The 14336-nt window shown below is 36.6% G+C and carries 11 protein-coding genes and 1 pseudogene; 5 read left to right on the forward strand and 7 right to left on the reverse strand.

The annotated features are described in order from the left end of the window. The first annotated feature begins 322 nt into the window (after nucleotides 1–322). Entirely contained in the window at nucleotides 323–3523 is a 3201-nt protein-coding gene (locus RIV7116_RS09630; RefSeq protein ID WP_015118106.1) for an SBBP repeat-containing protein, read from the forward strand. A 300-nt stretch (nucleotides 3524–3823) separates the two neighbouring features. Beyond that, complete coding sequence (locus RIV7116_RS09635) at nucleotides 3824–4711, forward strand: alpha/beta fold hydrolase (protein ID WP_015118107.1); 888 nt, start codon at nucleotides 3824–3826, stop codon at nucleotides 4709–4711. A 156-nt stretch (nucleotides 4712–4867) separates the two neighbouring features. On the opposite strand, the gene RIV7116_RS09640 is transcribed toward RIV7116_RS09635, so the two are convergent. Continuing rightward, nucleotides 4868–5707 (reverse strand): neutral zinc metallopeptidase, encoded by an 840-nt coding sequence (locus RIV7116_RS09640; protein WP_015118108.1) that lies wholly within the window; start codon nucleotides 5705–5707, stop codon nucleotides 4868–4870. A 243-nt stretch (nucleotides 5708–5950) separates the two neighbouring features. Here RIV7116_RS09640 and RIV7116_RS09645 point away from each other — a divergent pair, with 243 nt between their 5' ends. After that, nucleotides 5951–6556: a PAP/fibrillin family protein gene (locus tag RIV7116_RS09645; protein WP_015118109.1), complete on the forward strand. Its 606-nt coding sequence runs from the start codon at nucleotides 5951–5953 to the stop codon at nucleotides 6554–6556. A 341-nt stretch (nucleotides 6557–6897) separates the two neighbouring features. Then, the gene (gene uvrA / locus RIV7116_RS09650; RefSeq protein WP_015118110.1) at nucleotides 6898–9801 is read left to right on the forward strand and encodes an excinuclease ABC subunit UvrA; all 2904 of its coding nucleotides are present in this window, start codon (nucleotides 6898–6900) and stop codon (nucleotides 9799–9801) included. A gap of 222 nt (nucleotides 9802–10023) precedes the next feature. Here uvrA and RIV7116_RS09655 read toward each other — a convergent pair whose 3' ends face one another. From RIV7116_RS09655 to RIV7116_RS36900, 4 genes and pseudogenes are all read right to left on the reverse strand, one after another. Beyond that, nucleotides 10024–10923, reverse strand: coding sequence for a transposase family protein (locus RIV7116_RS09655; protein WP_015118111.1), 900 nt, complete (start codon nucleotides 10921–10923; stop codon nucleotides 10024–10026). Between the two features lie 105 nt (nucleotides 10924–11028). Beyond that, nucleotides 11029–11427, reverse strand: coding sequence for a type II toxin-antitoxin system VapC family toxin (locus RIV7116_RS09660; protein ID WP_015118112.1), 399 nt, complete (start codon nucleotides 11425–11427; stop codon nucleotides 11029–11031). Beyond that, nucleotides 11427–11666 (reverse strand): hypothetical protein, encoded by a 240-nt coding sequence (locus tag RIV7116_RS09665; RefSeq protein WP_015118113.1) that lies wholly within the window; start codon nucleotides 11664–11666, stop codon nucleotides 11427–11429. Before RIV7116_RS09665 ends, RIV7116_RS09660 begins: the two co-directional genes overlap by 1 nt. 2 nt (nucleotides 11667–11668) lie before the next feature. Next, nucleotides 11669–11821 (reverse strand): annotated as a pseudogene (locus RIV7116_RS36900) (HindVP family restriction endonuclease); the annotation flags it as partial. A gap of 397 nt (nucleotides 11822–12218) precedes the next feature. On the opposite strand from RIV7116_RS36900, the gene RIV7116_RS09670 reads away from it, so the two are divergent. Beyond that, nucleotides 12219–12794, forward strand: coding sequence for a TVP38/TMEM64 family protein (locus RIV7116_RS09670; RefSeq protein ID WP_015118114.1), 576 nt, complete (start codon nucleotides 12219–12221; stop codon nucleotides 12792–12794). A gap of 63 nt (nucleotides 12795–12857) precedes the next feature. Here the strand turns inward: RIV7116_RS09670 and RIV7116_RS09675 are convergent, their stop codons facing one another. Together RIV7116_RS09675 and RIV7116_RS09680 are read right to left on the reverse strand one after the other, a co-directional pair. After that, nucleotides 12858–13544, reverse strand: coding sequence for a diacylglycerol/polyprenol kinase family protein (locus tag RIV7116_RS09675; RefSeq protein ID WP_015118115.1), 687 nt, complete (start codon nucleotides 13542–13544; stop codon nucleotides 12858–12860). 303 nt (nucleotides 13545–13847) lie between these two features. After that, a complete protein-coding gene (locus RIV7116_RS09680; RefSeq protein ID WP_015118116.1) occupies nucleotides 13848–14282 on the reverse strand; it encodes a DUF2358 domain-containing protein in 435 nt (144 codons plus the stop codon). Nucleotides 14283–14336 lie beyond the last annotated feature (54 nt).

The following is a 14336-nucleotide window of genomic DNA, read 5'->3' on the forward strand; positions in this document are numbered from 1 at the left end:
AAATCGTTTTGTCGAGATCGAAAAATTTTGATTGCCGTAACTTTTGATTAATGATTTCAAATCAGCAACTCTTGAATTAGTCAAAACCCGGTTTTTTAAAAGCCGGGTTTTTAATATCTAATATATAATTTTCGCAATTGAGAAAGTAAATATTATACAAACAGCTATCAGTATGATTACAAAGAAATAATTTCACTTAGATTAAATTTAAGTGATAATACGTATTTATTTTTCTTCGTTTATCTTATTTTGACATTTAAAAGTAGCTTAGGTTACAACCGATGGGAAACTATTTTATTTATAAAATATAAGGCTACTTGATATGGCAACCAACGATCAAAACCCAGTTACATTAACCGAAATCACTCTTGATATTGACTCCATGACTGTTGTAGAGGATAGAGACAAAACTCTTACCTATACCTTTAGTCGGGATGAGAATACTGATAGTAATTTAACAGTCAATTTTACTCTTGATGGTACGGCAAAAAGTGATACAGACTTCATGATAGAAGGTGCGGAATACGACGGTGTTACAGGTACAGTTATTATTGCTGCCGGAGAACAGGAAGCTAGCGTTACTATTACGCCAAAGGCAGATGCTGAGATTGAATCGGATGAAAGTATTAAGTTAACTGTGTCTAACACGGAAGAATACATTGTTACTGATGACTCTGTAAAACTTTCAGAAAATGCATCACTATTTCGAGCAGATGGCAATGAATTAGACAATTCATCCGATGACAGTGTGATGAAAATGGGTGTTATCGCAAATGACGATCCCAAGTTAAAGGTAGATTGGGCAAAGCAGTTTGGTGGAAGTGGTTATGGTTATGAATTCCTAGCGGTAGATGATGCCGGGAATACTTATGTCACGGGAAGTTTTGAGACAACAGTTACTCTTGGTGGTGACACTCTTACACCCGAAGGTAGTAAAGATCTTTTTGTTGCCAAAGTTAAAGAAAATGGAGAGTTTGATTGGGCAAAGGGCTTCGGTGGTACAACCGGTGATTCAAGCTCTGGTATTGATATAGATGATAAGGGTAACACCTATATTACCGGAGAATTTTCAGGACAAATAACATTCGGTGATACAACTCCTGTTGTCGCAGGTATTAGTAGTGATGTTTTTGCTGCCAAGCTTAACAGTGATGGTAATGCAGTATGGGCAAAGGATTTTGGTAATGGTAGCTCGGATAAAGCTGGAAGTATTGCCGTTGATAAAGAGGGTAACGCTTACATTACTGGAAATTTTTTAGGAGAAGTAACTTTTGGCGATAAAAAAATTAATGGTGGAGAAGAAGGGCGTGTAGTTGTCAGCAAACTTGATAGCGATAGTGGTGATGTGGTTTGGGCAGAGGATTTTGGTGCTGCTTCCAAATCTGAGGAAGCATCTGATGAAGCTAGTGATATTGTCGTGGATAAAGAAGGTAATGCCTATCTTTTCATGACTGAACAAAATGAAAACGGCGCTGAATATGCTGTTGTAACTAAGCTTGATAAAAGCGATGGTAGTGAAACTTGGACAAAGAAGTTTGGTAATAATGTAGTCCACGATAACATCGCTATTGGTAAAGATAGTGTTTACATTACCGGAGAGTTTGAAGAGACATTAACTTTTGATAATGCCCCTAATCCTTTTACTGTTGAAGGTGGTGAAAATGGTGATGTATTTGTTGGCAAACTAGACAGTAGTAGCGGTAATTTGCTGTGGGTGAAAGACTTTGACAGTCAAGATAAGGATGAGAATGATGTTGAATTAGAAGGTATTGCTGTAGATGATATGGGCAATACTTACGTCACCGGATATTACCAAGGTAAAAGTATGAGAGTTGATAACTTCATGCTTTACGGTGAAGTTGAGGAAACTGACACAGAGAATGCTTTTATCACTAAGTTTGACAGTAAAGGTAAGGTAAAGTGGGCGCAAAATATCGGCGGTACTGATGAAGAGAATATCTCCGATATCGCTGTAAATAATGGCAAAATCTACATCGCTGGCAAGTTTTTCAATAAAGCTACTTTTGGTGATGAAAGTCTTGAAAAGACGAATTCTACAGACACTTTCCTTGTCAAATTAGAAGAAGAAAAACCAGAAATTTCTCTCACAGTTGACTCCACGAGTATTACCGAAGGTGATAATAATCAAATTATCTACACTTTTACCCGCAAAGGTGATACTGCGGCTGAATTAACGGTTGATTTTTCCGTCACAGGCAGCGCGACTTTCAACGATGATTATACTTTAGAGGGTGCCGATGAGTTTCAGAATAGCAAGGGTAAAGTTACTTTCCAAGCAGGAAAAGCAACTGCCACCGTTACTTTAAGTGTCACCAACGACACAACTGTGGAGCAAGATAAAACCCTAGCTTTAAGTTTGGAAAAAGGAAGCGGTTATATGCTTTCCGCAACAGAAAATACAAAGAATATAACTATTATTAGTGAAGATATAGAAAATACTACTGGTAGCGGTAACGGTAGCGGTAGCGGTAGCGGTAGCGGTAGTGATAATGATGACGAAGATGAAGGAGAATTGAGCTTTATATCTAACGGTAAAAGCACTTTCAAATTCAAAAGCAAGTTCAAAGATGGTAAATCTAAATCTTCTATCAAGTTTTCTTTCAAGAGTAAAAATATTGAAGAAATCAAACAAATAGCTTTCTTCACCGTTGACGATGATGAGGCAACTATCGATGGTATTTCTCCCGACGCTGAAGGATATATTGAAGCAGCTTTAAATCGCGCCCAAACTATCTTTTCTGTATTAGGAAATGCACCTCAAGGCTTCGATTTAACTCAGCTTGATAAAGTTATAGAATTTAGTAGCGATATCAAATTCCGTTTCTTGTCGGTGAAGAATGGTACTGTTGATGGAGTAAAAAAAGGCAAAGTCAAACGAGAACAAGTTGTTTTTTCTAATGCTGATTTCTTACAAGTCTCTGAATTTGAGAAAAACGGCTTTGATTTAGATTTTGAAGGTGTAAAAATTAATATGAAGCTGGATGGCAAAGCTAAAAAAGCCATCGGTAGCGGATTGCAAGAAAAAATCGAAGTGCTTGATTTACGCGAAATTACTACCACGCAAACTGCAACCTTTACTGTTAACCGCGAAGCTCAATTCAATAATACAATTGGTTTCTACCAGGTAATAAATGAAGACGGTGGTATAGATACAAACGGTGATGGTACTGCTGATATATTGGTTGGAGATGCTGGTTATGCACAAGCAGCAGTGCAAAACCGGCTTGCTAGCATTGACTTAAGTGTTGAAAATCAATCTACAGGAGAATTTACAGGAGAATTAACTGCTGGTGCAATAGTTGTGCCTTTCCTTATAGTTAACGGTAATCCAGAAGAATTTGAAGAGATTTTCTTCCCATTTATTGGAGCTAATTCCGACGGTGCAGATCACGTAATGATGATTGGTGATAATGCCTTCGGATTTGAGGATTTAGCTGGAGGTGGGGACAGAGACTTTAATGATGTTATTGTCAAGGTTGATATTAATAGTTTAAACACATAAGCTTGATTCCCGCACAATCTGAATGTAGAGACGTAGCACTGTGCCCCGTCTCTAAAAATCACGTTGAAAGGAAACTGACATACGGTAATTTCTCCAGTGTCGGGATTTATCCCAAAAGCTAATTTAGCATCTTTATCTAAATCGAGATTACCAACGGCTAAAGCAAATTCCAAAGCTTTTTTTCAGAATCCCTTACAGTGAATACCATCTTCAGATTACTAAATAACCATTTTATTAACCCCTCAATACCCACAAACCATTACCATAATAAGAAATACTTTACTAAACTTCACAAAAACCGTGACTACTACATCCCAAGCAACAACTACCTTTGAAAAACTGTTTTGGAATTGGAAGGATTACAAAATTCAATATACCGTCATGGGTACGGGACAACCTTTAGTATTAATTCACGGTTTCGGTGCATCTATCGGACATTGGAAGAAGAATATTCCCGTATTAGCAGATGCTGGATATCAAGTATTTGCAATAGATTTACTAGGATTTGGTGGCTCGGATAAAGCACCTATTGAGTACAGCGTTGATTTATGGGTGGAGTTACTCAAAGATTTTTGGCAGGAACATATCAAACACAAAGCTGTATTTATCGGTAATTCTGTAGGTGCTTTGATAAGTTTGACTATAGCCGTAGAGCATCCCGAAATTACCTCCGGAGCAGTTTTAATCAACGCTGCGGGAGGATTAAGCCATCGCCCTAACGAACTCAACCCACCGCTAAGATTTGTCATGGGTTCGTTCAATAAATTAGTCAGTCATCCGATAACGGGTAAATTCGTATTTAATAATATTCGCAGAAAATCGCAGATTAAACGCACGCTTTATCAAGTGTATCGCGATCGCAATGCTGTCACCGACGAATTAGTAGATATGCTTTACGAGCCATCCTGTGACGAAGGCGCGCAAAAAGTATTTGCATCAATTTTAACTGCTCCTCCCGGTGATTCCCCAGAGGAATTATTACCTAAAGTCGAGCGTCCATTACTAGTAATTTGGGGTGCAGATGACCCCTGGACACCAATTACTGGAGCAAAAGTTTACGAACAAGCCAGAGAAAACGGCAAAGATATCAAAATAGTACCAATTCCCGGAGCAGGGCATTGTCCACATGATGAAGTTCCCGATTTGGTGAATCCCGAAATTATTGATTGGGTAATGGGTAATTGGTAATGGGTAATTGGTAATGGGTAATGGGTAATTGGTAATGGGTAGTGGGGGTAGAGGGGGAGAGGAGGAAGATAGGGAGAAATTATTAACTCCGGTGGTACTAACTCCTAACTATTTTCAATGCCCCATGCCCCATGCCCCATGCCCAATTACCAATTCTCAACTCTCAAAAGTATTACAAGCATCAACGCTACCTGTCTGAATACCGCGTTTAAACCATTTGACGCGCTGTGCGGAACTTCCGTGAGTGAAGGATTCGGGAACTACATAACCTTTGGATCGCTTTTGCAATCTATCATCCCCAATACTCGCTGCTGCATTGATAGCTTCTTCAACGTCTCCTTGTTCGATAATTTGTCTTTGTCTTTGTGCGTGATGTGCCCAAATTCCTGCAAAACAATCTGCTTGTAATTCCAATCTGACGGAAAGCTGGTTTGCTTGAACTTGGGAAACTCGATTTTGTATGTTTCTTACTCTATTGGATATTCCCATTAAATTCTGGACGTGATGTCCGACTTCATGAGCGATTACATATGCTTGAGCAAAATCTCCGGGTGCGCCAAGTTTATTTCTTAAATCTCGGAAAAAGCTTAAATCTAAGTATACTTTTTGGTCTGGGGGACAGTAAAAAGGACCTACGGCAGCACTTGCATAACCGCAAGCTGATTGTACTGCATTCTCAAACAGAACTAATTTCGGTTCGCGATAGTTTCTCCCCATTTTTCTAAATAAAGGATTCCAGGTATCTTCGGTATCGGCAAGTACAACGGAAACAAATTGTCCCATTTCATCTCTAGGTTGGGAAGTTGTTTGAGTCGGAATTGAAGAGCCGTCATCTCTAGGAGCAATCTGTTCAATAATTGCTGGATCTACACCGAGAAATACTGCAATTAAAGTAAGAATCAAACCGCCAAGCCCACCACCAACCACACCCGGAGAAACGCTTCTACCGCGTCTATCTTCAACATTGTCGCTTCTTCGACCAAATTCCCAACGCATAATAATAATTAGTAAAGAGTAATTTCGTAATTATTATACAGATGGGTTTTGATACCTACTCTTGATTAATTACGAATTTTTACGTTTGCCTGTAGTATGAATGATTGAAAATAATTTTGGAAACTAACTTTAGTATTGCTTCTGAATTTTTCGTTTACAACTCAAGAAAGAGAAAGGTTCGTAGTTGCGCTTTAGCGCCAAATATAGTTGGCGCTGAAGCGCAACTACGAACATAATCAAAATATGAAAGTAGAAAATCAAAGTAATGATTCTCTGAAAACACAGCTAATACAACAAGTAGAAGCTTTACCATTCCAGCAAGCCATATTTCCCCAATCAGAACCAGATATAGATAGAATTATCCAGAATTTGGAAGAAATTAATCTAACTCCTCATCCGTTAAATTTTGAAAATCAAGCTTTAATATCTGGTAGTTGGCAGCTAATATATGCCTCTAACGGAACAGTAGTTACTCGTCAAGTTGCTACTATTCCAGATTGGACGGGAATTAAAATCAAAGAGGTATATCAAACCTTGAATTTTAATGATTCGGGGATTACAACTTCTAACTGTGCCAAAATCGAATTACCTATATTAGGAGAATTGAAAATCGAAGCTTCGGGTATTTGGAAGTGTGAGGAAGACGAAACCACCGCTTTAGTAAGCTTTGATGCCTTTACATTTCAAGCAACAAAACCTTTTTCTTTACCCGTTAATTTACCCGAATTAAAAATCCCAGTTATTGAAGCTCTCCGCAACGAAGCTGTATGGATAACTTCTTATTTAGACGAGGAAATTCGAGTCGGAAGGGGGAAGACAGGGAATTTATTTTTGTTTCGGCGGGAATAAAGCTTTTGAGGTTAGAGGTTAAAGATTAAAGGTTGAGATTTTTTTGTAATTTTCCGAAATCAACGCTAACCGTTTAGTAGCAGTATATTAGGTGGTCATGGGAATGAGTATAAATAACTTGATAAATAACTTTTTAATATATCGGTAGGCACATCCGCAGAAGAACCCAGCTATTTTGGTTGGGTTTTTTTTATTTGAAGAGGGGGTAGATGGGGGAGAGGGGGTAGAGGTAAAGTAAATTCCCTATGCCCAATTTTCAAAATTCAAGTACGATTGTTCTACCATAACAGGAGCATCAATAGTATTATTAAGGATTGTCCCTTGCCGCCCACCTTGCTGATATGTCAGAAACTAAGTTAGCTGCATCCTTAAATGGAAAACTCCCTAACTCTAACCAAAATACAATCCGCATTCGCGGTGCTAGGCAGCATAATTTAAAAAATGTCGATTTAGAAATTCCTTCTCGTCAGTTGGTCGTTTTTACTGGGGTTTCTGGCTCTGGTAAGTCTTCTCTGGCTTTTGATACTATTTTCGCTGAAGGACAGCGCCGTTATGTTGAGTCCCTTAGTTCCTATGCGCGGCAATTTTTGGGACAAATGGATAAGCCGGATGTGGAAGCGATTGAAGGTTTAAGTCCGGCTATTTCTATCGATCAAAAGTCTACTTCTCATAATCCGCGCTCAACTGTAGGCACGGTTACGGAAATTTACGATTATCTACGTCTGCTGTTTGGTAGGGCTGGCGAACCCCATTGTCCGAAATGTGACAGGTCAATTGCTCCCCAAACGATTGATGAAATGGTAGACAAAATCATGGAGCTACCGGAGCGGACAAAGTTTCAGATTCTGGCTCCGGTGGTGCGCGGTAAGAAAGGTACTCACGCCAAATTATTATCTAGTCTCGCTTCTCAGGGTTTTGTCCGAGTTCGGATTAATGGTGAGGTACGAGAACTTTCTGACTCAATTGAGTTAAATAAAAAACATGCTCATACAGTAGAAGTTGTTATCGACCGTTTGATAAAAAAAGCTGGAATTGAAGAACGCTTAGTAGATTCTCTTTCCACATGTTTGAAACAGTCTAACGGTATTGCAGTAATTCTCTATACTCCTATTTCTGGGGAAAAGGATAAGAAAGAAGAAGATAAAGAAGAGAATCAAGAGCAAGAATTAGTATTTTCGGAAAACTTCGCTTGTCCGGAACATGGTGCGGTTATGGAAGAATTATCACCGCGCTTGTTTTCCTTTAATTCTCCTTATGGCGCTTGTTCTAATTGTCACGGAATCGGAACATTAAAAAGATTTTCTCCTGACTTAGTTGTCCCCGATCCTCAAGTCCCAATTTATGCTGCGATCGCACCTTGGTCTGAAAAAGATAATTCTTATTATTTGGAGTTACTTTACGCTCTGGGACAGGATTACGGCTTTGAGCTACAAACTCAGTGGCAAAATTTAACTGAAGAACAGCAAGAGATAATTTTGCAAGGAGAAAAGAAAACTCCAGATTCAGAAAGAACCAAAAAATTTAAGGGCGTGTTGCCGATTTTACAACGGCAGTATGAAGGTGGTTCGGAACTAATTAAGCATAAATTAGAGCAATATATAATTGACCAACCTTGTCCGGTATGCGAAGGTAAAAAGCTGAAACCGGAAGCTTTAGCGGTAAGGTTAGGACAATACAAAATTTTGGATTTAACCGGAGTTTCAATTACTGAAGCTCAAGAAAGAATTAATAATTTACAGTTAAGTAAACGGCAATTCCAAATTGCAGACTTGGTATTGCGCGAAATCAAAGCGCGTTTGCAGTTTCTTTTGGATGTCGGCTTAAATTATTTAACTTTGAATCGTACAGCTATGACGCTTTCGGGTGGGGAAGCGCAACGGATTCGGTTAGCGACACAAATCGGTTCCGGTTTAACTGGTGTATTATACGTACTAGACGAACCAAGTATCGGTTTGCACCAGCGCGATAATGCCAAATTGCTGCAAACTTTATTTAGATTGCGCGATTTAGGCAATACGTTAATTGTGGTAGAACACGATGAAGAAACAATTCGCGCAGCCAACCACGTTGTTGATATTGGACCAGGTGCGGGTATTCACGGAGGGCATATTGTAGCTCAGGGCAATTTACAAACTTTATTAGATGCGGAAGATTCTCTTACCGGAGCTTACTTATCGGGAAGAAAAGTAATTCAAACTCCCGCTCAAAGAAGGGAAGGAAATGGCATAAATTTAGTAATTCAAAATGCCCGTCGCAATAATCTACAAAATATAGACGTAGAAATTCCTTTAGGAAGATTAGTTACGGTAACTGGTGTTTCGGGTTCGGGTAAATCAACTTTAGTCAACGAATTGCTTTATCCCTCATTACAACATCATCTCAGTAAAAAAATACCGATGCCCAAAGAAATCGATGGGATGAAGGGATTGAAAGCCATTGATAAAGCAATTGTTATCGATCAATCTCCTATCGGTAGAACTCCTCGTTCCAACCCAGCAACTTATACGGGTGTGTTCGATGCAATTCGGGCAGTATTTTCTGAAACCATCGAAGCTAAAGCAAGGGGTTACAAACCGGGACAATTTTCGTTTAACGTCAAAGGTGGACGCTGCGAAGCTTGTTCGGGACAAGGTGTAAACGTCATCGAAATGAATTTCTTGCCAGATGTTTACGTACAGTGCGAAGTCTGCAAAGGTGCCAGATATAACCGCGAAACATTGCAGGTTAAGTATAAAGATAAATCAATTTCCGACGTTCTGAATATGACAGTTGAGGAAGCACTAGGATTTTTTACTAATATTCCCAAAGCTGTCAATAAGTTACAAACCTTGGTAGACGTAGGTTTGGGATACGTACAACTCGGACAACCCGCAACTACTTTATCGGGTGGTGAAGCGCAACGAGTGAAGTTAGCAACAGAATTATCGCGTCGAGCTACGGGAAAAACCCTTTATTTAATTGACGAACCCACCACGGGATTATCATTTTACGACGTACATAAATTATTAGATGTACTGCAAAGATTGGTAGATAAAGGTAATTCAATTTTAGTGATTGAGCATAACTTAGATGTAATTCGCTGTGCCGATTGGGTAATAGATTTAGGCCCCGAAGGAGGAGACAAAGGAGGAGAAGTTATTGCTGTGGGAACTCCCGAAGATGTTGCGAAGAATGAAAAATCTTATACAGGGAAATATTTGAAGCAGGTATTGAAGCAGTATCCACCTGTAGGTGCGAATAATTGAAGTAGGTATTTTAAGTCTAATTAGGGGATTTGTACTCTTGCTATTTCCGAGTACAATAGACCCGTCCAAAAACTTGTGAGCCATTGTTCACAAGGCTTTGAGAGTAATCCTTGCAGATTATGGTTCAACGAAAAATTAGGGTTTGATACCGTTACTGATAGTTTAGAAAAGAAAGATAAAGTTTCATAACTACAGGCGATCGCCACTTTTTATTAATCTTAATTAACTGGATAAAACCAAGGTTCCAATTCGTAGCCTGACCAGTCCACAAACTGTTAAAATGATTTCTTCATAAACATTTGAATTTAATCTAAATCTTTGTGAAGCTACATGAAAAATTTTAACTATTCTGATTAAATGTTCTACAAATATGCGCTTACTGGATAAAATTTTATTTTCTTCTTTTTGTTTCTCGCTTAATTCTTTCTTTCGTTTTTTCTTATGAGGTATAGCTATATTTTGACCTCCTTGATATGCTTTATCCCCTTCAAATTTTTGTTCTTCATTAAATTTCTGTTGTTGTCCTCTAAATAAATTAATATCTGCTGTAGGGCCTGGAAATCCTATTATGACATCAACTATATCTTTACCGTTTGGCATACTAACTATTTGGCTTTTTAATGTATGTTGTTTTTTCTTCCCAGAATAAAATTTTTTCTGTTCTTCGTTGTCTGAAGGTCTATCAATAGGCTGTTCTAAGCTGTCTACTATTAATTTAAAGTTGGTCAATATTTCTTGTACAATTGCTAAATCTCCTTCTTGATTATTAACTTGTTCTATTAAGCTTGAAGGTAAAATTTCACGTAAAATCTTTCTCCAATAATGAAAAGTATTATGTGCCTTACTTTTCGATACGCCGAACAACATTCCTAGTATCTCAAAAGTAGGTATCTGCCTAAAATAAAATAGACATAAACATATTTCTTGAGGAATTGATAATAATTCTTTACGACCCCCTCCAGAAGAATTAATCCTCACTTTCTGGTTTTCTTTCTCTCTTTGAATTTCAAGATGTTTTTTGGAAGCTGAATTAATTAATTCTTGAAATTGTTCATGACTAATACCCAAAATATGTTTTGTTTTATAAGGGTATTTTTGGATATAATCGAAGACAATAGACATTTTTAAAATTATAGAGTGGTAGACTGCTAATTTCACTTTCTAACATTTTTTTGTGCCTAGATTATATTTTGGACGGGTCTAATCACCATTCTTAAAATTTTGACTTTACCAAATAGTAGTGATTCCCAACGAACTAATTTTATTGTCTTTGGTAATCAAAGGTAAACCTAGATGTTTTGCGGTAGCTACAATAATCCTATCCGACATATTAGGTATAATGTTTCGCGGTATGATAGCCAATTCAACAACATCAGCAGTCAAATCAGCTAGGACTAATCCGCTATTTTCGTTTGCCAAAGCATTATCAAGCTGCGTTTTCATTTCTGATGAAATACGTCCTTTCTCTTGTAGATAGACAATTTCTACTAGGCAAATTGTAGGTATATGAATTAATAATTCACCTCGATCGCATTTATTGAAAATCTCGTTTGCAACAGTACTTAAACGCGAATTATCCTCTAAATACCAAATTAAAGCATAGGTATCAGTTACTACATCCGACATCAAATATCCTCGCGAGGAAAGTTATTCCACATTTCTTTTCTAACTTCATCAATATCAGATTCCGTGATATTCGCACCCTGCCAAATTCCTCTTAAAGATTTTCGTTGCGACTGGGGCTGAATCTTTGTAAATTCTTGTTCGATTTGAAGTGCGATTTGCTCGATTAAGCGTACTTTATCTACTAACGGAAGTTTGTTTGCTAATTTTAAGGTTGCTTTTAAAGTAACTATTTTTTTCATGTTTAGTTTGTAAATAACGGTATTTCTAAAAGTTCTGAAACATCAATTTTTTCATACTGTATTTTCAAAGACTTATTAAGCTTGATAGATACGGGTTTAATTCCACGAGAATACATATAACATGCTAATGAAGCAGGAAAAGAAGAATTAAACTGATTCTTTCCCCAAGATTATTTTTGAGTAAAATCTCTATTAGATTGCAAAATATCAAATAATGATGGCGTAGTTCAATAATCGTTCATATCTTATAGTCGGAAGCTACACAAGTATTTTTCTTTGCAAGAATTTTAACATTTACAACCATAAATTTTTTGTTACGATTGCGTAATTCTCATATCGATTAATGAAGAAAGGTAATATACACAGATTTTCACCTGAAGTTTATTTGCAAAAATAAATCTTTTATACATCTTCATAGGAATCGTTTTTTACTTCTACTTATAGATTTATTCCCGATACTGAAAGTAGTAGAATGTAACTATATAAGCAAACAATTAAAATTTCATAGAAAATTTAAATTTGATTTAAATAAAAAATAAATAAATAGTAAGCATGCAATTCACCTCTAAACTGAAAAACATTTTATTAGCAATCTCTTTTGTAGTAGTTTTTTATCTAATAATGGCCTTAGCCTTACAAACTATAGGTTTAGATAATGCTCAGATGCTAATTCAAAAAACGGGAATATGGGCACCGGTTGTATTTGTATTTTTATGTGCCTTAAGCTTAATACTTGCACCTTTAAGTGGAAGTTCGTTATTTGTAGTTGGTGGAACTTTATTTGGAAAACATGATGCTTTTTTGCTTAGTTATATTGCCAGCATTATTGGATGTAGTATTAATTTTTGGATATCTAGAAAATTAGGAAGAAGAGTCGCTCAAAGGTTTATCGGAAAAGAAAACTTAAATGAATTAGATAAGTTTATTAATAAATTTCAAAGTAGTCGTAGCATTATTTATATGATAGTGATAATGCCTTTATCTCAGGATTTGGTAAGTTATGCTATTGGTTTAACTAAAATTAAATATACCCATTTTCTAATAGCTTTAATTTTCAGCAGTACTATAGTGATTGGGGGATATGTATATATTGGTTCTAGTTTATTAGAATTATTTGTTAAAAATTAAAGGTTTGAGACTACAAGTACTTTGATAAAACCAATTACCAATTACCAATTACCAATTACCTAATTAAACAATAGTGACAGCAGCTAAAATAACTAGACTTGGAATTAAAAGATTATCAATTTCTTTTGGGCTACAGGCTTCTACTAGTGTTGCAATACCAGATAATAATAAAATTCGTATAATATCTAGTTCGTTTGGTATAATCAACCATACAAAAAATACGCTCGCAGCAAAAGCAGCAACGAACATCGATAAACTTCCTTCTACACTTTTGCTACTAAGTAATTCATACTTTAATTTACCGTAACGATAACCAATTATCGGGGCAATTCCATCTCCCCAACCGAGAATGGCGATCGCCACGATTCCGGGGAATGTTTTGTAAAACAAGCTACCACAAATTGCAGCTACAATTACAAAATATAAAGGTCCCTTTAGAAGTTCGCTTTTATCTCCTGTACGAGTCATTGTTTTAACAGCTTCATCGTCATCGCTTGCGAATAAACCTTTCTGAATTAAAAGTATTATCCAAACGATAAAGATAGTGACATTCAGATATTTTGACCAATGAGAATCATTATAAAATGCTAAAAAGCCAATTATAGAACCCGCTCCAATATGAGTAATTTTACGGCTAATATCTTGGGGTAAATTAAACCTAGTTACACAAAAGTTTAATAGTGCAACTAGTCCAAAAACATAAATAAATGTCAGTGCCGTTACGATTAGATTTTGAATAAAAGGATTCATCAGCTTAAAACTAACTAACCATTTATCATACCGTTTTCTAACTTAGTTTTGTTATTTGTTTTCCTTCAGTACTTTTTTACCTCACCCCGCCCTTTGCGATATTTTGGAGAGGGGAAAGAAATGATTTATCAAATTTTGATTTATGACAATCTATTTACTCGTTTTTTGAATAATCCTCTTATAAATCAAGGAAGTAACCTCACCCCGCCCTTTGGGCACCCCTCTCCTTATTAAGGAGAAGAGAAGAGAATTTTCAAAAATTCCTCTACTTAACAGGGAGAGGGGAAGGGGGTGAGGTTTCTTTTATTCATCTCCTTGCTTAGGAAAAAATTGACGTAAAATTTCGCTGGGTTTTCTATCCCAACTATCAACATGTTCGTATATTAAGCCATCTTGATTTAATTTATAATTTGAGTGACCGTTGAAAAATATTTTTGCTTTCCAAGGAAGCCTTAAAGTACCGCGTACAGTCCACTTCGCAAAAATAGTATTTTCATCTGATTGATATACATCATGTAAATCAAAGTGGATATCGGTAAAAAATAAGCCAGCATGAAATCTTAAAGTCCAAAAAATAATTCTATAATTAAATTTCCATTTAAATTTACTTATTGGGTCTTTAAATAAAATATCTGCTGTATAAATATCATAGGAAATATCTTTTTCAAACAAAGTCGGTAAATCATGCTTGATAATTTTTATATTTTCTTCTATCTGTGATTTATATTCTAATTGCATAACTTATCTTAATCTCATTTGTTATTATCCAAATTCTCTGTGTATTTTCTATCT

Source organism: Rivularia sp. PCC 7116, from assembly GCF_000316665.1.
Taxonomy (GTDB): domain Bacteria; phylum Cyanobacteriota; class Cyanobacteriia; order Cyanobacteriales; family Nostocaceae; genus Rivularia.